Origin of the sequence: Gordonia liuliyuniae (assembly GCF_021739025.1) — a bacterium.
Taxonomy (GTDB): Bacteria; Actinomycetota; Actinomycetes; order Mycobacteriales; family Mycobacteriaceae; genus Gordonia; species Gordonia liuliyuniae.
Map to the genome: position 1 here is coordinate 59,023 of NZ_JAKKOT010000005.1, position 22,416 is coordinate 81,438.

Consider the following 22,416-nt stretch of genomic DNA (forward strand, 5'->3'; position numbering starts at 1 on the left):
TGCGGCCCTACCTCAGCGCCTTCTCGACCTCGTCTCTGGTCGATTCGACGGCGGCACGGAGACCGGCGACGTCGGGACCGGACCGCAGGATGCTGCGGCTGGCGGCGGGCAGGAGCCAGGTGACGTCGGCGCCGTCGAAGATGCGGGCGAGATCCGCAGCGGTCGCCCCCTGAGCGCCGAGCCCCGGTGACAGGATCGGACCGCCGAGGGCACTCAAGTCGAGTCCGTGTTCACGCGTCGCACCGACGACCACTCCGACGGTGCCCGAACTCTCGGCGTTGACCGAGGCGGCCGCGTCCACGATCGCCTGTGCGACAGTCCCGCCGTCGACCACCGACGCGTTCTGCAGGGCTTCGCCGTCGGGATTGGACGTACGCGCCAGCACGAACAGACCGCGATCGGAGGCACGTGCGGCGGCAACCGTCGGGTCGAGGGAGCCGAACCCGAGATACGGCGACACTGTGACGGCGTCACTGCACAATCGGGACGCGTCATCGAGCCACGCCGTCGTGTAGGCGGCCATCGTCGACCCGATGTCACCGCGTTTCGCGTCGGCGAGCACGATGGCGCCCGCTGCGCGGCATCCGGCGATCGTCTCCTCCAGGACGGCGAACCCCGCCGACCCGAACTGTTCGAAGAACGCGACCTGCGGTTTCACCACGGCTGCGACCGGTGCGATCCCCGCGACGCAGGACTGTGCGAATACACGCAAGCCGTCCACCGAGACCGGCAGGCCCCACTCGGTCAGGAGTGCGGCGTGTGGATCGATCCCCGCGCAGAGGCGGCCGCGCGCAGCGACCGCCTCCGCGTAGCGGACGCCGAAGCTCACGCTCGACCCTGGAGTTCCGCGTGGCGACGTTGCAGGGACGCGACTCCCATCGTCGCGCCGATCGCCGCATCGATGCCTTGCACCGCGGCACTCGCGCCCGACACCGTCGTGATGCACGGGACGGTGGCGCCGATGGCCGCCGCCCGAATCTCGTAGCCGTCGACGCGGGGGCCCGACGTGCCGTACGGCGTGTTGATGATCATGTCGACGTTGCCTGCCTTGATCTCGTCGATCACCGTGGTCGTTCCCTCCGCAGCGTCCGCGGCCTTGGCCACCGTCGTCACGTCGATCCCGTTACGGCGCAGCATATCTGCCGTCCCGGCTGTCGCCATGACGGAGAAGCCGAGGTCGGCCAGCCGCTTGATCGGGAATTGGATGGACGCCTTGTCGCGGTCGGCGACGGACACGAAGACGGTGCCCGACGTCGGCAGCGCGCCGCCGGCTCCCTCCTGCGACTTCGCGAAAGCCCGGCCGAAGTCGGCGTCGATGCCCATGACCTCACCGGTCGACTTCATCTCCGGGCTCAGCAGCGAGTCGACGCCCGAGCCGTCCGCGCGACGGAACCGGTTGAACGGCAGCACGGCCTCCTTGACGGCGACCGGAGCATGCGCCGGCGTCGACGACCCGTCGCCGGTCGCGGGCAGGATGCCCTCGGTGCGCAGCTCGGCGATCGTGCGGCCCAGCATGACGCGCGCACAGGCCTTCGCGAGCGGCACCGCGGTCGCCTTCGACACGAACGGCACGGTCCGGCTGGCACGTGGGTTCGCTTCGAGGACGTAGAGGACGTCGTCGGCCAGTGCGTACTGGACGTTGAGCAGGCCGCGGACGCCGATCCCCTTCGCGAGCGCCTCGGTCGAGTCGCGGACGCGCTCGATGACGTTGGCGCCCAACGTGATCGGCGGCAGCACACACGCGGAGTCGCCGGAGTGGATGCCGGCCTCCTCGATGTGCTCCATGATGCCGCCGATGAAGATGTCGCTGCCGTCGTAAAGTGCGTCGACGTCGATCTCGACCGCGCCTTCGAGGAATCGGTCGACGAGCACCGGGCGGTCGTCGGAGATCTCCGTGGCGCGGGAGATGTAGTCGGCGAGTGCCTGCTCGTCGTACACGATCTCCATACCGCGGCCGCCGAGTACGTAGGAGGGGCGCACGAGCACCGGGTAACCGATGCCTGCGGCGATCTCCCGCGCACCGTCGAACGTCGTCGCGGTGCCGAACTTCGGTGCGGGCAGCCCCGCCTCGGTGAGCACGCGGCCGAACTCGCCACGGTCCTCGGCGAGGTCGATGGCTTCCGGGCTGGTGCCGACGATGGGGACGCCCGCGGCTTCCAGGCGAGCGGCCAGACCCAACGGCGTCTGCCCGCCCAACTGCACGATGACGCCCGCGACGGTGCCCGACTCGCTCTCCGCGTGAACGACCTCCATGACGTCCTCGAAGGTGAGCGGCTCGAAGTACAGGCGATCCGCAGTGTCGTAGTCGGTGGAGACCGTCTCCGGGTTGCAGTTCACCATCACGGTCTCGTAGCCGGCTTCACTCAGGGTGAGCGCGGCGTGCACACACGAGTAATCGAACTCGATGCCCTGGCCGATGCGGTTCGGTCCCGATCCGAGGATCAGCACCTTGGGGCGCTCGGTCTGCGGGGCGACTTCGCTCGTCGCCGCGGGATCGATCTCGTAGGCGCTGTAGTGGTACGGCGTCTTCGCCTCGAACTCGGCGGCACACGTGTCGACGGTCTTGTAGACCGGTCGGACGCCCAGGCCGACGCGGAGTTCGCGGGCAGCGTCCTCGTCGACGAGATCGCTGCGGAGCGCGGCGATCTGGCGGTCCGACAGACCGGTCGACTTGGCGATGCGCAGCAACTCCTCGTCGAGGACGTCGGCGTCACGCACCTGGTGGCCAACCTCGCGAATCCCGTCGATCTCGGCGAGGAACCACGGGTCGATCGCGGTGACCTCGTACAGCTTCTCGATCGACACGCCGGCCTCGAGCGCGAGCATCAGCTTGTGCATGCGCCCGTTCCGGGGCACGGCGATGTCGGCGAGGAGGGCGTCCACGTCGAGCGTCGCCGGGTCCGGACGGTCCGGTTCTGTCCAGAACCCGGCCGCCTTGGTCTCCATCGACCGCATCACCTTGCCGAAGGCCTCGGCGAAACTGCGGCCCAGGCTCATCGCCTCACCGACCGACTTCATGGTGGTGGTGAGGGTGTCGTCGGCGCCCGGGAACTTCTCGAAGGCGAACCGGGGAGCCTTGACGACGACGTAGTCGAGGGTCGGCTCGAACGCGGCCGGGGTCACCTTCGTGATGTCGTTGGTGATCTCGTCCAGCGAGTAGCCGATGGCGAGCTTCGCTGCCATCTTCGCGATCGGGTAACCGGTCGCCTTCGACGCGAGAGCCGACGACCGCGACACACGCGGATTCATCTCGATGGTGATGAGACGTCCGTCCCGCGGGTTCTGCGCGAACTGGATGTTGCAGCCGCCGGTGTCGACGCCGACCTCGCGGAGGATCGCGATCGACTGGTCGCGCATCACCTGGTACTCGCGGTCGGTGAGAGTCATCGCCGGGGCGACGGTCACCGAGTCACCGGTGTGGACGCCGACGGGGTCGACGTTCTCGATCGAACAGATGACGACGACGTTGTCCATGTTGTCGCGCATCAGTTCCAGCTCGTACTCCTTCCACCCGAGGATCGACTCCTCGATGAGCACGTTCGCCGACGGTGACGCGGCGAGGCCGCCGCCCGCGATGCGGTCGAGGTCCTCGTCGTTGTACGCCATGCCGGAGCCGAGACCGCCCATCGTGAACGAGGGGCGCACGACGACGGGGAAGCCGAGGTCGTCGACGGTCTTGCGGACTTCGTCCATCGTGTAGCAGACCGCGGACCGGGCGCTCTCGCCGCCGATCTTGGCGACGATGTCCTTGAACTTCTGGCGGTCCTCGCCGCGTTGGATGGCGTCGAAGTCGGCGCCGATCAGCTCGATCCCGTACTTCTCGAGCGAGCCGCGGTCGTGGAGCGCGACGGCGGTGTTGAGGGCCGTCTGCCCGCCGAGGGTCGCCAGGACGGCGTCGATGGGGTGGCCTGCGGCCGCTTCGGCTTCGATGACCCGCTCGACGTATTCGGCGGTGATGGGTTCGACGTAGGTCGCGTCGGCGAACTCCGGGTCGGTCATGATCGTCGCCGGATTCGAGTTGACCAGCGACACCCGCAGGCCTTCGGCCTTGAGGACGCGGCATGCCTGGGTGCCCGAGTAGTCGAACTCGCAGGCCTGGCCGATGACGATCGGGCCGGAGCCGATCACCAGGACGTGGGAGATGTCAGTACGACGGGGCATTACGAAAGGTTCCCTTCCTGGGCGGGGTTCTCCATGACGTGGACGAACTTGTCGAAGAGGTTGGCGGCGTCGTGCGGTCCGGACGCGGCCTCGGGGTGGTATTGAACGGAGAACGCCCTGCCGGATAGCAGTTCGACGCCTTCGACGACACCGTCGTTGGCGCACACGTGCGAGACACGGGCCCGCCCGAGCGGGGTGTCGAACTCTTCGCCTGCCTCGCCTTCGATCGCGAAACCGTGGTTCTGCGAGGTGATGGCGATCCGGCCGGTCGCCGTGTCCAGCACCGGGATGTTGATGCCGCGATGACCGAACTTGAGCTTGTAGGTGCCGCGGCCGAAGGCCCGGCCCAGGATCTGGTTGCCGAAGCAGATGCCGAACGTGGGGAGGCCCGCGTCGACGATCTCGCTGGTGAGCGCGACGGCGGCGTCGGCGGTCGCGGGGTCGCCCGGACCGTTCGACAGGAAGAAGCCGTCCGGGTTCAGTGCTTTGATGTCGGCGAACGTCGCCGTCGACGGGAAGACGTGGACCTCGACGCCGCGCGCGGCGAGCATCCGCGGAGTGTTGGCTTTGATGCCCATGTCCAGGGCCGCGACCTTGAATCGGGCTTCTCCCCCGGCGGCTTCGACGATGTACGGCTCAGCGGTGCTGACCTCGGCGGCGAGATCGGCGCCGGCCATCGACGGCTGGGCGCGGACCACGTCGAGCATCTCCTCGGTGGAGCGCAGCGCATCCCCGGAGAAGACGCCCGCCCGCATCGATCCGCTGTCGCGCAGGATCCGGACGAGGGCACGCGTGTCGATGCCTGCGATCGAGACGATGCCCTGGTCGGCGAGCTCGCCGTCGAGAGTCGATCCGGCACGCCAGTTGGAGACGCGGCGTGTCGGGTTTCGGACGGCATAGCCTGCCGCCCAGATCTTGCCCGGGTCGTCGCGGTCGATGAAGTCCGACGACCACGTCTTGTACGGTCCGCTCTCCGGCGATCCCGGCACCCAGCGGACGTCCGAGCGCTTGCCGAGCAGGCTTTCGCTGTCTTCGCTGTTCCAGCCGGTGTTGCCGATCTGCGGTGCGGTCGCCACGACGATCTGGCGGTGGTAGCTCGGGTCGGTCAGCGTCTCCTGGTATCCGGTCATCGCGGTGCAGAACACGGCTTCACCGACCGTCTGCCCGGTGGCTCCGTACGCCAGCCCGGTGAACACCTGGCCGTTCTCCAGCACCAGTACTGCCTTGCTCATCTAGTCTTCCTTCTTCTTCGTGGTGCCGGCCTCGTTCTTCGCGTTCTCGAGGTCTGCTGCTTCGACGGCTGCGAAGGCCCGTTCGTTCAGTTCGGCGTAGGCCGCGACCCACGCCGGGTACGTCGTCTTGTCGTCGCCGCGCAGGCCCGAGTCGATCTCGGTGCCGCTCGGCAACCTCCAGCGGATCACCAGAACTCCGTCGCGGCTCATCGCCTTGCCCGCGAGGCCGTTCTCGGTGCGGACCGCGATCAGGGACTCGCGCGGGATCCAGATCTCCGACGCTCCGTGGCGCGTGATCATCAGTCCGTCGTGGTACTCGGTGAGTTCGGCGCTCGCGCGGTCGCCCTTGTCGCCGACGGCGACGCGGTTCTGCCAACTCGGTGCGAGGGTGCTGCCGACGTACAGTCCGGTGTGCGGTCCGCGGACCGGCTCGCCGAGGTCGGCAGGCGGCGCGGGGAAGTCACCGACCAGGTCGGCCTGGCGTCGTCCGCGGTTGTGCCAGCCGCGCAGCGCGAGCAAGACCAGGAACAGCCAGATCGCGATGGCGACGATCGCGATGATGAGGTAATAGGCCCAGTTGCTCACTGCCACTCACCCGCCGTCCGACGCGCTGTTACCCGCCCCCGCAAGAGGGTCGCCCGCACCGTTCCCGGCAGAGTCATCTCCTCGTACGGCGTGTTCTGCGATTTGCTCGCCAGCGCGGCGCCGCGCACCGTCCACTCGGCGTCGGGGTCGACGACGGTCAGGTTCGCAGGTTCTCCGACGGCGATCGGGCGGCCCTGGTCGTCGAGTCCGACGATCTCGGCGGGACGTTCGCTCATCACTCGCGCCACCCCGCGCCAGTCGAGCAGCCCGGCGTTCACCATGGTGTCGACGATGATCGACAGCGCCGTCTCGAGGCCGAGCATGCCGGGACGGGCCTGCGAGAACTCGCAGCACTTCTCCTGTGACGCGTGCGGCGCGTGATCGGTGGCGACGCAGTCGATCGCGCCGTCGGCGAGCCCCTGACGGAGCGCGGCGACGTCACTGGCCTCACGCAACGGCGGGTTCACCTTGTTGACGCCGTCGTAGGTCTCCAGCCGCGAGTCGTCGAGCAGAAGGTGGTGCGGTGTCACCTCGGCGGTGATGTCGATGCCTTGGTCGCGCGCCCACTTGACGAGCTCGACGGTGCCCGCGGTCGACGCGTGGGCGATGTGGACACGGGCTCCCGCGTCCCGGGCGAGGAGCGCGTCGCGGGCGACGATCGATTCCTCGGCGGCGCGCGGCCAGCCGGCGAGACCGAGTCGGGCCGCGGTCGGTCCGTCGTGAGCGACGGCGCCGACGGTCAACCGCGGATCCTCCGAATGCTGGGAGATCAGGACGCCGAGCCCTCTCGAGTATTCGAGGGCGCGCTTCATCAGGACCGGGTCGTGCACGCACTTCCCGTCGTCGCTGAACAACCGGACGCCTGCGGCGCCCTGCGCCATCATGCCCATCTCGGCGAGCTGCTCGCCTGCGAGTCCCACGGTCACGGCGCCGACCGGGTGGATGTCGACGAGGCCGACCTCCTGCCCGAGGCGCCAGACCAGGTCGGTGACGGTCGAGTTGTCGGCGACCGGCGCGGTGTTGGCCATCGCGAACACCGCGGTGTAGCCGCCGCGGGCCGCCGCCAGCGATCCCGAGGCGACCGTCTCGGTGTCTTCGCGGCCGGGTTCACGCAGGTGGGTGTGCATGTCGACGAATCCGGGGAGCAGGACGCCGCCGCCTCCGTCGATCCTCTCCGCACCGTCGGGGGCCTCGAGGCCCGCGCCAAGCGCGGAGATGACGCCGTCGACGATTGCGACGTCGACCGGGTCGCCGTCACCGTATGGCCGAACATTGGTTATCAGGGCCGAACCGGTGACGGTCACGACTTCTCTCCTCCGAGGTCGACTGGGGTGTGGTGGGCGACGGCTTCCTCAGCGCCAGCGATGAGCCGGAACAGGACCGCCATCCGGACGTGCACGCCGTTGCGGACCTGTTCGAGGACCGTGGCCTGGGGTGCGTCGGCGACGTCGAAGCCGATCTCCATGCCGCGGAGCATCGGGCCCGGGTGCAGGAGTACGACGTCGTCGCGCAGCATCGCGGTGCGGGCGTCGGAGAGTCCGTAACGCACCGCGTACTCGCGGCTGCTCGGGAAGAAGCCGCCGTTCATGCGTTCGGCCTGGACGCGCAGCATCATGACCGCGTCGGCGGCAGGCAGTTCGGCGTCGAGGTCGGTCGCCACGCGCACCGGCCACGTGTCGACTCCGGTCGGCTGCAGCGTGGGCGGCGCCACCAGGACGACGTCGGCGCCCAGCGTCGACAACAGCAGCGCGTTGGATCGGGCCACCCGGGAGTGCAGGATGTCGCCGACGATGACGACGCGACGACCTTCCAGGCCGCCGAGTCGCTGCCGGATCGTGTAGGCGTCGAGCAGTGCCTGCGTCGGATGCTCGTGCATGCCGTCGCCCGCGTTGATGATCGACGGACCGGTGGACCCTGGAATGCCGAGGACGTCGCTGCCGTCGTTGGTCCACCGCGCGATCTGGGCTGCGGCCCCGGACGCCGGATGCCGGACGACGAGGGCATCCGCGCCGAGCGCCCGGAGAGTCTTCGCGGTGTCGCGCAGCGATTCGCCCTTGTTCACCGATGACGTCGACGCGCTCACGTTGATCGCGTCGGCGCTCATCCATTTGGCGGCGACCTCGAACGAGACGCGGGTGCGCGTCGAGTTCTCGTAGAACACTGTCATGACGGTTCGGCCGCGCAGGGTCGGAAGTTTGCGCACTTCGCGACCGGCGAGCGCCTGCTCGAACCGCTGGGCTTCGTCGAGGATGTCGATCGCCTCGTCGCGCGACAGGTCTGCGGCGGAGAGCAGGTGCTTCATCTGAGCACCACCTCGTCGAGACCGTCGTGCTCGTGCAGATGCACCTGTACGTCTTCGTCGCGGGCCGTCGGGATGTTCTTGCCGACGTAGTCCGCGCGCAGCGGCAGTTCGCGGTGACCGCGGTCGACGAGGACGGCGAGTTGGACGGCGGCCGGTCGACCGAGGTCGCGCAACGCGTCGAGCGCAGCGCGCACGGTGCGGCCGGAGAACAGGACGTCGTCGACGAGGATGACGAGCGCGCCGTCGACGCCCCCTTCGGGGACGAGCGTGCGTTCGAGGGGGCGATGCGGCTTGTCGCGCAGATCGTCGCGGTACAGGGTGATGTCGAGGTATCCGGTCGGCACGGCGACCCCGGTGAACTCGGCGATCTTGTCGGCCAGCCGCTGCGCCAACGACGTGCCGCGGGTGGGGATCCCGATCAGGAGCACCCGGCGCGAACCGGACTCGTCCAGAGCGGTCTTCTCGATGACTTGATGTGCCATCCTGGCCACGGTGCGGCCGACGTCTGACGCGTCGAGCAGTACACGTGGATCACCCGGTATCGGGTGGTGGGCATCATCGACTGGCGGAACCAAGCCGACCTCCTTCCCCGCCTCACTGGACGGTCCGTTAAAGGATTAGCGCTTGATGAAGCAGTCTACTCCGCCGATGCGGCGGCGCGGACCTGAGGTGCGAGTTCGGCCACCCGGCCGAGCACTCCGTTGATGAACGCGGGCGACTCGTCGGTCGACAGCTCCTTGGCGAGCTTGACCGCTTCGTCGATGACGACGTTGATGTCGACCTCGTTCGAGTACAGCAGCTCCCACACCGACAACCGCAGAATGGCGCGGTCGACGGCGGGCAGCCGGTGCAGCTTCCAGTTCTCGAGGTGCGACGTGATCACCGCGTCGATCTGCGCGGCGTCGGCCGAGACGCCCTCGACGAGCGTGACCGTGTAACCGGTCATCTCGCCGACGGCGTCATGCTCGGCGAACCAGTCGCGTCGCTCCTTGACCAGTTGGGGCGCCGGGACCTCTTTGGCCTCGGCCTCGAACAGGATGTCGACCGCGCGCCCGCGCATGCGGTGGCGGCCCTTCGCTTCACTCACTGATGGTTCTCGTCACTACTGGTTGTCGAACGGGGCGTCAACTGTTGACGCGGCCGAGGTAGTTGCCGTCGCGCGAGTCGATCTTCAGCTTGTCACCGGTGTTGATGAACAACGGGACGCTGATCTCGGCGCCGGTCTCCAGGGTCGCGGGCTTGGTGCCGCCGGTCGAGCGGTCGCCCTGCAGGCCGGGATCGGTGTGGGTCACTTCGAGTTCGACGGTGACGGGCAGGTCTACCGACAGCGGCTCGCCCTCGTGCGTCGACACCTGGACGGTCATGTTCTCGAGGAGGAAGCGCGCACCGTCTCCGAGGACCTCGGGGAGGATGTTGATCTGCTCGAAGGTCTCGCCGTCCATGAAGACGAAGTCGGCGCCGTCCTTGTAGAGGAACGTCATGTCGCGGCGGTCGACGGTCGCAGTCTCGACCTTGACGCCCGCGTTGAAGGTCTTGTCGACGTTCTTGCCCGACATGACGTTCTTGATCTTGGTTCGCACGAAGGCAGGCCCCTTGCCCGGCTTGACGTGCTGGAACTCCATGATCTGCCAGAGCTGGTTGTCCATCTTCAGAACGAGGCCGTTCTTGAAGTCGGCGGTCGTCGCCATGAGTGTTCTCCTCGTGGTTGGTGTCGTCATGTCGGCCGGGTGGGCGTATAGAGCGCGTCTACAGGACGGTCAGCGAGCGGGACGTCGTCGTCAGGGACGTCGCTCCGCCGTCGGTGACCACCAGGGTGTCCTCGATCCGCACGCCACCGCGCCCCGGGAGGTAGATCCCGGGCTCCACGGTGACCGTTGCGCCGTCAGGCAGTGTACCGCTCGCCGCGGCTCCGATTCCCGGCGCTTCGTGGATCTGCAGGCCGACGCCGTGCCCGAGACCGTGTACGTAGTACTCGCCGTATCCCGCGTCGGCAATCACCGTGCGGGCCGCGCCGTCGATTGCGGCGAGCTCGGCGCCCACGGCGAGCGCGTCCCGCCCGGCCTGCTGCGCAGCGGCGACGATGTCGTAGATCTCCACCTGCCACGCGGCCGGCTCGCCGAGCACGAAGGTGCGCGTCATATCCGAGTGGTAGCCGCCGACGACGGCGCCGAAATCGATCTTGACCAGGTCACCTGCGGCCAGAACGGCATCGGTGGGCCGATGGTGCGGCACGGCAGACCAGGCCCCCGCGGCGACGATGGTCTCGAACGCGACAGCGTCTGCGCCCAGTGCGAACATCGCCCACTCGAGGTCGCGTGCCACCTGTCGCTCGGTGCGACCGGGCGAGATCGCTCCACGCGCGATCAGGTCGGCGAGCGCGGCGTCACCGAGCGCGCAGGCGGACGTGATCAACTCCACTTCGTTCGAGTCCTTCGCGACGCGGAGTCGCTCGACCGCGTCGACCACCGGGACCAGCTGGACGCCGAGTTCGCTGGAGAGTTCCGTGAGGCCTTCATATGCGGCGACGGTGACGACGTGCCCTTCGATGGCCACGCGTGCCCCCGGCTCGCGGTCGGCGACGAACCGCAGCAGAGCGCTCGGGCAGTCGCGGGCGATGATCGCCCTCATGTCCGCGCTCTGCTCCGCGACTTGCGTGAGGTAGCGGCCGTCGGTACTGATCCGGTCGGTGCTTGTCGGGTCGGTGCTTGTCAGGTCGGGGCTTGTCGGGTCGGGGCTTGTCGGGTCGGGGCTCGTGTGATCGGGGTCTGCGGGCTCGGCGACCCACACCAGGGCCGCGCCGTTGCTTCCGGTGAAGCCCGTCAGGTACCGCACATTGTTCAGGTCCGTCACGATGACCGCGTCGACGTCAGTGAGGGCCGGAGAACCGGCCAGCGCCGCACGACGGCGAGCGTTCGTATTACTCATCGGTATGTCTCCATTGTTGAACATGTTCTAGGCGGCTACTGTGTCTTCATGACTTCGTGGCTTATCCGTGGCGTTCTGATGTCCATTGTGCAGATCGCCGCCCGCTTCATCCTCGGTGCCGTCGTGATCGCCGCACCGTTGTCGAAGACGCTGTCGACGTCGCTCGCGCTCGCGGCGGTCGTCCTCATCGCCATCGTCTGGGGCGGTATCGACGGCATCCGCGATGCGCGCGCCCACGCCGACCCCGACGACTACGACGACCTCACCGTCCGCTGGCTCAAGGCCGGCCTGCTGGCCGGCTTCGTCTCCTGCCTGGTCAGCTGGATCGTCGGCACCGCAGGCTGGTTCAACGGCATCGGCCAGGCATCGTTCGCCGTCGAGATCTTCGCGGGCACGTCGTTCATCACCCTCATCGTCTTCGTCCCGGCCTTCTTCGGCGCGTCGATCGGCCGCCTGATCATCCGCCGCGAGCAGCGCAAGGCCGAGCGCAACGCCGACGCCCCGACCGAGCAGACTCCCGTCGCCGCCTGAGCCACCCCGGCCCCTCTACTCGGCGGCCGAGGCTCAGAGCAGGACGGCTCCCCCGCCGGACTGTGTCCCGCCCGCGATCGCCGAGTAGGCCGCCGCGATGAGCGACGGGTCGGGCGCTTCGAGTCGTCCCGGTTTGGCCAGTCCGTCGAGCACGACGAAGCGCAGCATGCCCGAGCGGTTCTTCTTGTCGCCCGCCATGGTCTTCAGGAGCGCGTTCAGCGCGTCCGAATCGTATGACGTCGGGAGTCCGACGAGCTCCAGGATCGTGCGGTGGCGGTCTGCGGTCGCGTCGTCGAGGCGCCCGGCGAGGCGCGCGAGTTCGGCGGCGAACACCATGCCGACCGACACGGCCGCTCCATGCCGCCACTTGTACTGTTCACGACGTTCGATCGCGTGCCCGAGCGTATGCCCGTAGTTCAGGATCTCCCGCAGCGCCGACTCTTTGAGGTCTGCGGAGACTACGTCGGCCTTGACCTGTACCGAACGGCGGATCAGTTCGGGGAGAACGTCGCCCTTCGGGTCGAGGGCCGCCTGCGGGTCGGCTTCGATCAGGTCGAGGATCACCGGGTCGGCGATGAAGCCGGTCTTGATCACTTCGGCTAGCCCGGACACGATCTCGTTGTGCGGCACCGTCTCCAGCGTCGCGAGGTCGATCAGGACGGCGTCCGGTTCGTGGAAGGAGCCCACCAGGTTCTTCCCGGCGTCGGTGTTGATGCCGGTCTTGCCGCCGACTGCGGCGTCGACCATCGCGAGCAGTGTGGTCGGCACGTGGATGACACCGATTCCGCGCATCCAGGTGGCCGCCGCGAAACCCGCGAGATCGGTGGCTGCGCCGCCGCCAAGACTGATCACCTTGTCGTTGCGCATCATGCCGATGCGCCCGAACACCTCCCAGCAGAACGACGCGACCGACAGGTCTTTGCCCGCTTCGGCGTCCGGGATCTCGACCCGGTGTGCATCGAAGCCCCGCTCGGCGAGATATGCGCGGATCTGTTCGGCGGTCTGCGCGAGCGTCGGCTGATACACGATGGTGACGCGGTCGGCGCCCTTCGCGGCGGCCGCGACGTCGTCGAGCAGTCCTCGACCGATCGTGACGTCGTACGGGGCTGCGGCGCGAACTGCGACGGTGACCGGTTCGGTCATGATTTCTCCTGATCAAGTCGGCTGATGATGTCGGCGACCACAGTCGTCACCGGCTGGGCGGCGTCCACGATGTGGGTGGCGACGCCCCGGTAGTGCTCGACGCGCGCCGCGAGGATCGTGCGGTAGCGCTCGTCCGGACGATCGTCGGCGAGCAACGGTCGATTCGTCCCGGCGACGCGCGCGAATCCGTCGTCGGCGCTGATCTCCAAGTAGACGACGTGACAGCCTGCGAGGGCGTCGCGAATCGCAGCAACCGTCGGTGACCCGCCGCCGAGCGCGACGACGCCGCGGGCCGACGCGAGAACGTCGCGGACCGTGTCGGCTTCGATCGCGCGGAATCCGTCTTCGCCGTCTGCGGTGAAGATCTCCGGGATGGTTCGTCCGGCTCGCCGTTCGATCTCGGTGTCGGTGTCGACGAAGTCGACAGACAGACGCTCCGCGAGCGCGGTGCCGACGGTCGACTTACCCGACCCCATGAATCCGGCCAAGACGACGAGCGGGCGGTCGACGACCGTGCGGTCGGTCATCGGCGCGGTGTCCGTCACGGGCGCGGCGGGCGCGCGTGCACCGAGTCCAGGTAGGCATGCGCGTTGGTCTGTGTCTCGGTGACCGAGTCGCCGCCGAACTTCTCCAACGCCGCCTGTGCGACCACGAGCGCGACCATCGCCTCGGCGACGACGCCTGCGGCGGGTACCGCGCACACGTCGCTGCGCTGGTGGATGGCGCTCGCGGGTTCGCCGGTGGTCATGTCCACGGTCGCCAGGGCGCGCGGCACCGTCGAGATCGGCTTCATCGCCGCCCGCACGCGGAGGTCTTCGCCGTTGGTCATGCCACCTTCGAGCCCGCCCGCCCGGTTGGTCGAACGGAGGACGCCGTCGGCGCCTGCGACCATCTCGTCGTGGGCCTGGCTGCCGCGGCGACGTGCGGTCTCGAAGCCGTCGCCGACCTCGACGCCCTTGATGGCCTGGATCCCCATGAGTGCTGCGGCCAGGCGCGCATCCAATCGAGTCTCGCCGCTCACATGCGAACCGAGGCCGACCGGTACACCGGTCACGATGACTTCGACGACGCCGCCGAGCGTGTCGCCGTCGCGTTTAGCGGCCTCGATCTCGCCGATCATCGACGTCTCGGCGTCTTTGCCGAACGCGCGGACCGGACTCGCGTCGATCGCGTCCAGGTCGGCCGGGCGCGGTGCGGGTCCGGCGTACGGTTCGCTGTCGCCGATCGCGACGATGTGGGACACGATCTCGATGCCGAGCACCTGCTTGAGGAAGTTGCGGGCGACGGTTCCGGCGGTGACGCGGGCCGCCGTCTCGCGGGCGCTCGCCCGTTCCAGGATCGGGCGGGCGTCATCGAAGCCGTACTTGAGCATGCCCGAGTAATCGGCGTGTCCGGGACGTGGCCGGGTGAGCGCGGCGTTACGCGCACTGCCTGCGAGTTCGTCCTCGTCGACCGGGTCGGCCGCCATGACCTTCTCCCATTTGGGCCACTCGGTGTTGCCGATCTCGACGGCGATCGGCCCGCCGAGGGTCTTGCCGTGGCGGACACCGCCGATCACGGTGACCTCATCGGCTTCGAACTTCATCCGCGCACCGCGGCCGTAGCCGAGGCGCCGCCGAGCCAATTGTTCGGCGATGTCGGCGGACGTGATCTCCACGCCTGCCACCATCCCCTCGACAAGAGCAACCAGGGCCGGTCCATGTGATTCTCCGGCAGTCATCCAACGCAGCACGTCGTCAATTGTTCCAGAGTCGGGCCCGACCACCGAATTCGCCCACACGCCACGTCACGGCCCGCGAGCGCTCACGGGCCTGCGGCGATCGAGAACGCGGTCACCAGACCCGCGGCAGCGACGAGCGCGGGCCCGTGCACGACGGCGCGTCGACGGCTGACGAGGCTCACGACGAGCGTGACACTCGCTGCGACGACGACCGTCGCCACTGCGGCGGCGGGCGCTCCGAGGGCTCCCCCGACCACGGCGGCGAGCTTGACGTCCCCTCCGCCACATGTCCGGAGGGCGAATGCGACGGCGTAGACGGACGCACACAGCACGCCGGCGAGCAGAACGAGCGGCTCGACGACGCCGGTCACCACCACCAGTCCGATCGCGGGCAGGGTGATCGCATTGGGTATGCGCCCGGTCCACGCGTCCGTCGCCGCGCACGCGAGCGCGGCACAGGAGAGAACGAGTGCGACCACGAGCATGAGTGCCAGCATCGTCGCTCGACTCGACGCTGCCAACCGCGTTATCCACAACCGGCGAGTAGGTGCGCTGCCCGCAGCGGCTCAGTCCGTGTCGATACCGACGGCGGCGGCCATCGCGGCCTTCGGCGCAGGTGAACCCGTGAACTGCTCCACCTGGCTGTACGCCTGGTTCAGGAGCATCACGAGCCCGCCGACGACGACGCCGCCGGCATCAGCGACGGCGGCGGCGAGCGGCGTCGGCCACGGATCGTAGATGACGTCGATCAGCCGCGCCGACGACGCGACCGACGGTGTCAGGACGGCGGCGCCCGCAGCGGGCACGGTGGAGATCGTGATGTCGGCCGCCGCGCACTCTGCGCGCAGCCGATCGGTCGGCGCGAAGCCGACCACGTGCGCGTTGACCGCCAGCCGGTCGGCGAGAATGAGGAGCCCGGCAGCCCGTCCCGCGTCCCGAGCCACGACGATGACGTCCGTGACGCCAGCCTCGGCGAGCGCCGCCAACGCGGGCCGCGCCGTCCCGCCCGCACCGATCAGCACCGCACGGGTCGGCGGTTCGACGAGCCCGGTCTGCGCGATCGCGCCCGTGACGCCGTCGACGTCCGTGCAGTCGGCTCGCCACCCGCCGTCGGACCGGACCAGGGTGTTGACCGAACCGATGAGCTCGGCGCGCTCAGTCACCGTGTCGGCGAACGCGAGCGCAGCCGATTTGCACGGCATCGTCACCGAGAAGCCGATCCACTCCGGGCCCGCGGAGCCGACTCGATCCGCGAGTTGGTCGGCGGTCGTCTCGAGCGCGTCGTACGTCCACTCCGTAAGACCGAGCGCGGCGTACGCCGCCCGATGCAGCGCGGGCGACTTCGAGTGAGCGATCGGCGACCCGAGCACCGCTGCGCGACGCCCGAGACCGCTATTCACAGCCGACCGACAGGAACTTGTTGCGGCATGCGACCTGACGGTTCTGCTTGTGCTTCTCGAAGGTGCTGGCGAACAACGTGGTCCCGTCCTCGTCGACGGTCACGAAGTACAGCCAGGTGCCGTCGGCGGGATCCTCGGTGGCGCGGAGCGCACGGTCGCCGACCGCGCCGATCGGCGTCAACGGCAGTCCGTCGTGCTTGTAGGTGTTCCACTCGTTGTCGTCGTTGTAGGCGTCGCCGTGCAAATCGTTGGCCCGGACGTCCGCCGTGTAGTTGGCGGTCGAGTCCATCTCCAGCCGCTGGTCGCGATCGAGCCGGTTGAGGATGACGCGCGCGACCTTCGGGAAGTCGCCTTCCTTCCTCGCCTCGGCTTCGACGATCGACGCGACGGTCAGCGCGTCGTACGGGGACAGCTTCGCGTCGTTGCCGTCGAGGAGACCCCACGCCGTGTATCGCGTCTCGCTGCGCGTGATGAGTTCGCGCAGGATCTGCTTCGCGTCGAGCCGCGGATCGATGTTCTCCCATGCTCCGGAGGCGATGAGGCCCTCGATGCGTCGGTGGTCGCCGGTCAGCTCCTCGACCTTCTGTTTCGCCCACGACGGAACGCCCAACTCGTCGGGAGTCGCCTGAGCCGCCGCTTCGTCGAGTTGCTCGACGCTCACGCCGTACTCGGCGTCGTCGGTGGTGAACGTCGTCGCCTTCGAGATCATCTCGAAGATGCCCGGTCGCGTGTTCCCGCCGATGCTCTCCTTCGAATCGAGTTGCAGCCCTTCGGGAACGATGATCCGCCCGACTCGTTTATCGGTGCCGCTCATCATGTCGAGCGCGCTCTTCGCCGAGATCCCCTTCGGCAGGTCGTAGAAGCCCGCCGACACGCCGGGACCGTTCTCCGCAGCGTCGACGAACGCCCGCTTGCTGCCGACCACACCCGCGTCGGCCAAGGTCTGCCCGACGTCGCGGATCGCCGCGTCCGACGGGACTTCGACGAGCACAGCGCCCGACCCGGTCGCGCTGTCGTAGTCGGTCCGGGAGTCGAAGACACCGAACCATTTCAATCCGAGTCCGCCGACGACGAGTACCAGGATCAGTACGACGACTCCGATACCGATCAGGACGCGTTTGTTGCGTCGACGTGCGGGCATCGCACCGCCCACGACGGGGTCGTCGCCGTCGTCGTCCAGGATGTCGAGCGCCGCGGGCCCGTACCCGGCCGCGGACTCCTCGTCGTCGGGCGGGTACACCTGCGTCTCGCGCGGAAACTCCCCTACCTCGTCCGGTCGTGACTCGAGGACATCGAACGCGGCGTCGTGCACCGTGACAGGTTCGGCAGCAACCGGTTCGGCAGGCACCGCCGCGGGCGGCATCTGCTCGGTCCGCGGCGCGAAGGCGGCGGGCGCCGCATGCCGGGACCGCGGGGTCGGCTGGGTCGTGGCCTCCGGAGGAGTCTCGATCGGAGGAGTCTCGATCGGAGGAGCCGGGGGCGGCGCCTGCCGACGCGGTGCGGGCGGCTCGGGACGTGCGTGCGCGGGCGGAGGCTGCTGCGTCCACCGCGGGTCGGTGAACTGCATCGCCGAATCGTCCGAACTGCGGTAGCGCACTTCGAAGTACGACGACGCGCTCTCCGTGGGCTCCGGCGTCCGATACTCGATCGTCGGGTCCGGCAGCGCCCGGTCGACACGGACGATCGGAATACTTCCCGTAGTCGTGGGGTCACCCGGCCCGCGGCGACGACGATGCCTGTTCGGGCCCTGCGACGCGGGCCGGTCGGTGAAATACCGCCGGGAGTCGTCGCTCCCCGGGCGAGACGTCGGGTCCTGATCAGTCACGTCGATCGATCCTCCTCATCGGCGAATGCCTCACCGGTGCGCGTCCAACCATCCCTGGAGGATAGCCACCGCAGCGGCCTGATCCACGACGGCGCGCGCATCCTTCGCCTTCACACCATTTGCCCGTAATGCCGTTGTTGCGGTGACTGTGGTCAACCGCTCGTCATAAAACTCGGTCGGTACGTCCGGTCGATCGTCGCGCTCACGCAGCCGTGCTGCGAGCGCCCTCCCGAACCCCCGCGCGAACCTCGTCGCGTGCCCCTCCGTGTTGGCGAGCGTCCGCGGCAGCCCGATGACCACACCGACCGCCTCATACTCGTCGATGATCTCGACGATGCGTTCGATGTCGCTGCCGTCCTTGGCGCGCCGAACCGTCTCGACGGGGGTGGCGAGGATCCCGTCGGGATCGCACACGGCGACCCCGACGCGCACGCTCCCCACGTCGATCGCGATCCGTCGGCCGCGAGGGGAGATCATCGCCCTCCGACTACGTCGCGCAAGCGCACGAGCGCGGCATCCACGCCCGAGGCGTCCGTGCCCGATCCCTGCGCCAGATCGGGCTTGCCGCCGCCACGACCGGCCACCAACGGCGCGATCTCCTTGACGACGTCGCCCGCCTTGATACCTGCCGCGCGCGCCGCGTCGGTGGTGCCGACCGCGAACGGAACCTTGTCGCCGTCAGCGGAGAACAACGCAACGACGGCGTTCCGGTCGGCGACACGTCCACGCAGATCGGTGACGAGCGAACGCAGTCCGTTCGCGTCGACACCGTCGGCCACGCGACCGGCGACGACCAGGGTCTCCCCGACGGTCTGAGCCTCGTCGATGAGCCCGGTCACGGCGGCGCGCGCCTGCTCGGCCCTCGCCGCGTCGAGCGCCTTCTCCGCATCACGCAGACGTGCGACGAGCTGCTCGACCCGGCCCGGAACCTGATCGGACGGCACCTTCAGCGACGACGCCAGGCCCGCCATGAGCGCGCGCTCCTTCGACAGGTAGCGGAAGGAGTCCATGCCGACGTACGCCTCGACGCGTCGGACACCGGAGCCGACCGACGACTCGCCGATCACCGTGATCGGACCGACCTGCGCCGAGCTTCCGACATGCGTTCCGCCGCACAGTTCCATGGAGAACGGTCCACCGATCTCGACCACGCGCACGCGGTCGCCATAATTCTCGCCGAAGAGCGCCATCGCACCCATCGCCTTCGCCTTGTCCAGATCGGTCTCGAACGTATTGACCTGGAAGTTCGATTCGACCGCGTCGTTGCTGATCTGTTCGATCTGCGCACGCTGCTCGTCCGTGAGTCCGCTGGCCGAATGGAAGTCGAACCTCAGATAGCCCGGCCGGTTCAACGACCCGGCCTGGGTCGCGGTCGGGCCGAGGATCTGCCGGAGCGCCGCCCCGACCAGGTGCGTGCCCGAGTGACCCTGCGTCGCGCCGTGACGCCAGCCGGCGTCGACGCTCGCGAGGACCTCATCGCCCTCGGTGATCTCACCCTCGTCGACGACCACCCGATGCAACCACACCTGTTTGCCGACCTTCTGCACGTCCTTCACCGACAAACGGACACCATCCGACGTCGTGATGACGCCCTGGTCCGCGGTCTGGCCGCCGGCCTCCGCGTACAGCGGGCTGCGGTCGAGGATCACCTCGAGTTCGCTGCCCGGCGACGCCGAGCGGATCCGTTCGCCGCCGGCGACCAGGCCGAGCACGCGCGCCTCCGACACCAACTCGTCGAATCCGGTGAAGACAGTCGGGCCGCGGTCGAGAAACTCGCGGTACACGGTCTGGTCGGCATGCGACGACTTCCGCGACGTCGCATCCGCCTTCGCACGGCTGCGCTGTTCGGCCATGAGCTCGGTGAAGCCGTCACGGTCGACCTGCAGGCCGGCCTCGGACGCCATCTCCAGAGTCAACTCGATCGGGAACCCGTACGTGTCGTGCAACGCGAACGCATCGCTGCCGCTGATCTGCGATCTACCGCTCGCCCTCGTCGCATCCGCTGCTTCGGAGAAGAGCTTCGAGCCGGCCGCGAGCGTCCTGGAGAAGCTCGCCTCCTCGCCGACGGCGACAGCCACGATGTGCTCACGCTGTCGAGCGAGCTCCGGGTACGACGGACTCATCAGGTCGATGACCGCCTCCGTGATCCGCCCCATCGACGCATTACCGGCGCCGAGCAACCGGACCGAGCGCACGACGCGGCGCAGCAAGCGCCGCAGCACGTAACCGCGTCCGTCATTGGACGGAACGACGCCATCGCCGATCAACATCACCGACGTGCGGGCATGGTCGGCGATCACCCGGAACAAGACGTCGTCCTCATGCCGGCCGAGACCGTAGCCGCGACCGGTCAACTGTGCCGCCAGGTCGATGATGGGGCGGCACAGGTCCGTCTCGTACACGTTGTCGACACCCTGCAGGATGCAGGCGACGCGTTCGATGCCCATCCCGGTGTCGATGTTCTTCTTCGGGAGGGGACCGAGGATCTCGTAGTTGTCCTTAGCTCCGCCTTCACCCCGGATGTTCTGCATGAACACGAGATTCCAGATCTCGATGTACCGGTCCTCGTCCGCCTCGGGGCCGCCTTCGACGCCGTAGTCGGGGCCGCGATCGTAGAAGATCTCCGAGCACGGGCCGCACGGGCCGGGCACGCCCATCGACCAGTAGTTGTCCTTGAGTCCCCGACGCTGGATCCGTTCGGCGGGCACACCGATCTCGTCGCGCCAGATCCGCTCGGCCTCGTCGTCGTCGAGGTACACGGTCGGCCACAGCCGGGTCGGATCGATACCGTAGCCGCCGTCGTCGACAGGGTCGGTCAGCAACGTCCACGCGAACGTGATCGCCTCGCGCTTGAAATAGTCACCGAACGAGAAGTTGCCAGCCATCTGAAAGAACGTGTTGTGCCGGGTCGTGATGCCGACCTCTTCGATGTCGAGGGTGCGCACACACTTCTGCACACTGGTCGCCCGCTCGTACGGGGCCGTCTGGTCGCCGAGGAAGTACGGCTTGAACGGCACCATGCCCGCATTCACGAACAGCAGATTCGGGTCGTCGAGAATCAGCGATGCGCTGGGCACCTCGGTGTGTCCGGCACGGATGAAGTGATCCAGGAACCGCTTCCGGATGTCATGCGTCTGCACTGCGGGGTGTCCTTCGTCGAGAATCGCTGAGCGTTTAGGTTGCTGGGTGTTCAGGTTGCTGGGTGTTCGAGTGTGAGTTTACCGGGGGGCCGTCAGTGGCGGCGGCCACGGTTCGCCGCGCTCCGGATGATGGTGCGCAGCTTGCCCACCCGCGGCCCCAACTCGCGTTCGAAACCGTGGTCGGTCGGCGTGTAGTAGTCGGATCCGACCAGTTCGTCCGGCGGATACTGTTGCGGTAGAACACCATCGGGATGATCGTGCGGGAACCGGTAGCCGATGGCGTTGCCGAGCTTCTTGGCGCCCGCATAATGACCGTCACGCAGGTGCGGCGGCACCGCTCCGGCCTTGCCCGCCGCGACGTCCGCCATGGCCGCACCGAGCGCGGACGTCACCGACCCCGACTTGGGCGCAGTAGCCAGATGGATCGTCGCCTGCGCCAACGCCAACTGCGCCTCCGGCATACCGACGAGTTGGACCACCTGGCTCGCGGCCACGGCCGTCTGCAGAGCGGTCGGATCAGCCATCCCGATGTCTTCGCTCGCGTGGATCATCAGACGCCTCGCGATGAATCGCGGGTCCTCGCCCGCTGACATCATCCGAGCCAGATAGTGCAGGGCCGCGTCGACGTCCGAGCCGCGGATCGATTTGATGAACGCGCTCGTCACGTCGTAGTGCTGATCGCCGGACCGGTCGTAGCGGACGGCTGCCCGGTCGATCGCGGCCTCGACGTCGGCGACGGCGACGACGCCGTCGGAGGCGCCGTCGGCGCCGGCCTCCAACGCGGTCAACGCGCGCCGGGCGTCACCGCCGGAGACGGCGACGAGATGCTCGAGCGCCTCGTCGGCCACCTCGACCGAACCGTCGAGACCGCGCGGGTCGGCGACCGCTCGCCGCAGAACCGTCCGGACGTCCTCGTCGGTCAGCGACCGCAGGTTCAGCACGAGCGACCGAGAGAGCAGCGGGGCGACCACCGAGAACGACGGGTTCTCCGTCGTCGCCGCGACCAGCAGGACGATGCGATTCTCGACGGCGTCGAGCAGTGCGTCCTGCTGCGTCTTGGAGAAGCGATGGACCTCGTCGATGAACAGGACGGTCTGTTCGCCCCGAACGAGCCGACGCCGTGCGGCGTCGATCACGGCGCGCACCTCTTTGACGCCCGCAGACAGCGCCGAGAGCGCTTCGAAACTGCCGCCCGTCGCCTGGCTGATCAACGACGCCATCGTCGTCTTGCCGGTGCCGGGTGGACCGTACAGCATCACCGAGGAACCGCCGGAGCCCGCGATCAGCCTGCGCAGCGGGGACCGCTCACCCAGGAGGTGGTCTTGTCCGACGACCTCGTCGAGGGATGCCGGGCGCATTCTGACCGCGAGCGGCGCCGACGGCGCGGGCGTCTGCGGCGTGGTGCGCGTCCCGGTGCCGACGTCGTCGAAGAGCCTGTCCGAATCGCTCATC

General features: G+C 68.5%; 20 protein-coding genes. 1 reads left to right on the forward strand and 19 read right to left on the reverse strand.

All coding sequences use genetic code 11. The features are described 5' to 3' along the window. Positions 1 to 7: 7 nt before the first annotated feature. The 10 genes from pyrF to L5G28_RS11135 form a co-directional block, all read right to left on the reverse strand. Complete coding sequence (gene pyrF, locus L5G28_RS11090) at positions 8 to 829, reverse strand: orotidine-5'-phosphate decarboxylase (protein ID WP_237001608.1); 822 nt, start codon at positions 827 to 829, stop codon at positions 8 to 10. Continuing rightward, on the reverse strand, positions 826 to 4,161 hold the full coding sequence (carB, locus tag L5G28_RS11095) for a carbamoyl-phosphate synthase large subunit (protein ID WP_237001609.1): 3,336 nt from the start codon (positions 4,159 to 4,161) through the stop codon (positions 826 to 828). The genes pyrF and carB overlap by 4 nt, the downstream gene beginning before the upstream one ends. Next, positions 4,161 to 5,393, reverse strand: coding sequence for a glutamine-hydrolyzing carbamoyl-phosphate synthase small subunit (carA, locus tag L5G28_RS11100; RefSeq protein WP_237001610.1), 1,233 nt, complete (start codon positions 5,391 to 5,393; stop codon positions 4,161 to 4,163). Before carA ends, carB begins: the two co-directional genes overlap by 1 nt. Further along, a complete protein-coding gene (locus L5G28_RS11105; protein ID WP_237001611.1) occupies positions 5,394 to 5,978 on the reverse strand; it encodes a PH-like domain-containing protein in 585 nt (194 codons plus the stop codon). Further along, on the reverse strand, positions 5,975 to 7,282 hold the full coding sequence (locus L5G28_RS11110; protein WP_237001612.1) for a dihydroorotase: 1,308 nt from the start codon (positions 7,280 to 7,282) through the stop codon (positions 5,975 to 5,977). The genes L5G28_RS11105 and L5G28_RS11110 overlap by 4 nt, the downstream gene beginning before the upstream one ends. Next, positions 7,279 to 8,280, reverse strand: coding sequence for an aspartate carbamoyltransferase catalytic subunit (locus L5G28_RS11115; RefSeq protein WP_237001613.1), 1,002 nt, complete (start codon positions 8,278 to 8,280; stop codon positions 7,279 to 7,281). Before L5G28_RS11115 ends, L5G28_RS11110 begins: the two co-directional genes overlap by 4 nt. Beyond that, entirely contained in the window at positions 8,277 to 8,855 is a 579-nt protein-coding gene (gene pyrR, locus L5G28_RS11120) for a bifunctional pyr operon transcriptional regulator/uracil phosphoribosyltransferase PyrR (protein WP_265744124.1), read from the reverse strand. The genes L5G28_RS11115 and pyrR overlap by 4 nt, the downstream gene beginning before the upstream one ends. Positions 8,856 to 8,917: 62 nt before the next feature. Next, positions 8,918 to 9,367: a transcription antitermination factor NusB gene (gene nusB / locus L5G28_RS11125; RefSeq protein ID WP_372477212.1), complete on the reverse strand. Its 450-nt coding sequence runs from the start codon at positions 9,365 to 9,367 to the stop codon at positions 8,918 to 8,920. A 37-nt stretch (positions 9,368 to 9,404) separates the two neighbouring features. Next, positions 9,405 to 9,968, reverse strand: a complete 564-nt coding sequence (gene efp / locus L5G28_RS11130) for an elongation factor P (RefSeq protein ID WP_237001614.1) — start codon at positions 9,966 to 9,968, stop codon at positions 9,405 to 9,407. A gap of 58 nt (positions 9,969 to 10,026) precedes the next feature. Next, complete coding sequence (locus tag L5G28_RS11135; protein ID WP_237001615.1) at positions 10,027 to 11,205, reverse strand: aminopeptidase P family protein; 1,179 nt, start codon at positions 11,203 to 11,205, stop codon at positions 10,027 to 10,029. A gap of 48 nt (positions 11,206 to 11,253) precedes the next feature. Between L5G28_RS11135 and L5G28_RS11140 the strand changes: the two genes are divergently transcribed. After that, on the forward strand, positions 11,254 to 11,736 hold the full coding sequence (locus L5G28_RS11140; protein ID WP_236997246.1) for a B-4DMT family transporter: 483 nt from the start codon (positions 11,254 to 11,256) through the stop codon (positions 11,734 to 11,736). A gap of 33 nt (positions 11,737 to 11,769) precedes the next feature. Here the strand turns inward: L5G28_RS11140 and aroB are convergent, their stop codons facing one another. From aroB to L5G28_RS11185, 9 genes are all read right to left on the reverse strand, one after another. After that, the gene (gene aroB, locus L5G28_RS11145; protein ID WP_237001616.1) at positions 11,770 to 12,879 is read right to left on the reverse strand and encodes a 3-dehydroquinate synthase; all 1,110 of its coding nucleotides are present in this window, start codon (positions 12,877 to 12,879) and stop codon (positions 11,770 to 11,772) included. Further along, complete coding sequence (locus L5G28_RS11150; protein ID WP_237001617.1) at positions 12,876 to 13,406, reverse strand: shikimate kinase; 531 nt, start codon at positions 13,404 to 13,406, stop codon at positions 12,876 to 12,878. The genes aroB and L5G28_RS11150 overlap by 4 nt, the downstream gene beginning before the upstream one ends. 14 nt (positions 13,407 to 13,420) lie before the next feature. Continuing rightward, positions 13,421 to 14,599: a chorismate synthase gene (aroC, locus tag L5G28_RS11155; RefSeq protein ID WP_237001923.1), complete on the reverse strand. Its 1,179-nt coding sequence runs from the start codon at positions 14,597 to 14,599 to the stop codon at positions 13,421 to 13,423. Positions 14,600 to 14,682: 83 nt separating this feature from the next. Next, positions 14,683 to 15,096 (reverse strand): prepilin peptidase, encoded by a 414-nt coding sequence (locus L5G28_RS11160; RefSeq protein ID WP_237001618.1) that lies wholly within the window; start codon positions 15,094 to 15,096, stop codon positions 14,683 to 14,685. Positions 15,097 to 15,165: 69 nt separating this feature from the next. After that, on the reverse strand, positions 15,166 to 15,999 hold the full coding sequence (locus L5G28_RS11165; RefSeq protein ID WP_237001619.1) for a shikimate dehydrogenase: 834 nt from the start codon (positions 15,997 to 15,999) through the stop codon (positions 15,166 to 15,168). Beyond that, positions 15,992 to 17,824, reverse strand: a complete 1,833-nt coding sequence (locus tag L5G28_RS19445) for an endolytic transglycosylase MltG (RefSeq protein WP_237001620.1) — start codon at positions 17,822 to 17,824, stop codon at positions 15,992 to 15,994. The genes L5G28_RS11165 and L5G28_RS19445 overlap by 8 nt, the downstream gene beginning before the upstream one ends. A gap of 30 nt (positions 17,825 to 17,854) precedes the next feature. Then, a complete protein-coding gene (gene ruvX / locus L5G28_RS11175; protein WP_237001621.1) occupies positions 17,855 to 18,301 on the reverse strand; it encodes a Holliday junction resolvase RuvX in 447 nt (148 codons plus the stop codon). After that, on the reverse strand, positions 18,298 to 20,964 hold the full coding sequence (alaS, locus tag L5G28_RS11180; protein ID WP_237001622.1) for an alanine--tRNA ligase: 2,667 nt from the start codon (positions 20,962 to 20,964) through the stop codon (positions 18,298 to 18,300). The genes ruvX and alaS overlap by 4 nt, the downstream gene beginning before the upstream one ends. 92 nt (positions 20,965 to 21,056) lie before the next feature. Continuing rightward, positions 21,057 to 22,415: a replication-associated recombination protein A gene (locus tag L5G28_RS11185; protein WP_237001623.1), complete on the reverse strand. Its 1,359-nt coding sequence runs from the start codon at positions 22,413 to 22,415 to the stop codon at positions 21,057 to 21,059. Position 22,416 lies beyond the last annotated feature (1 nt).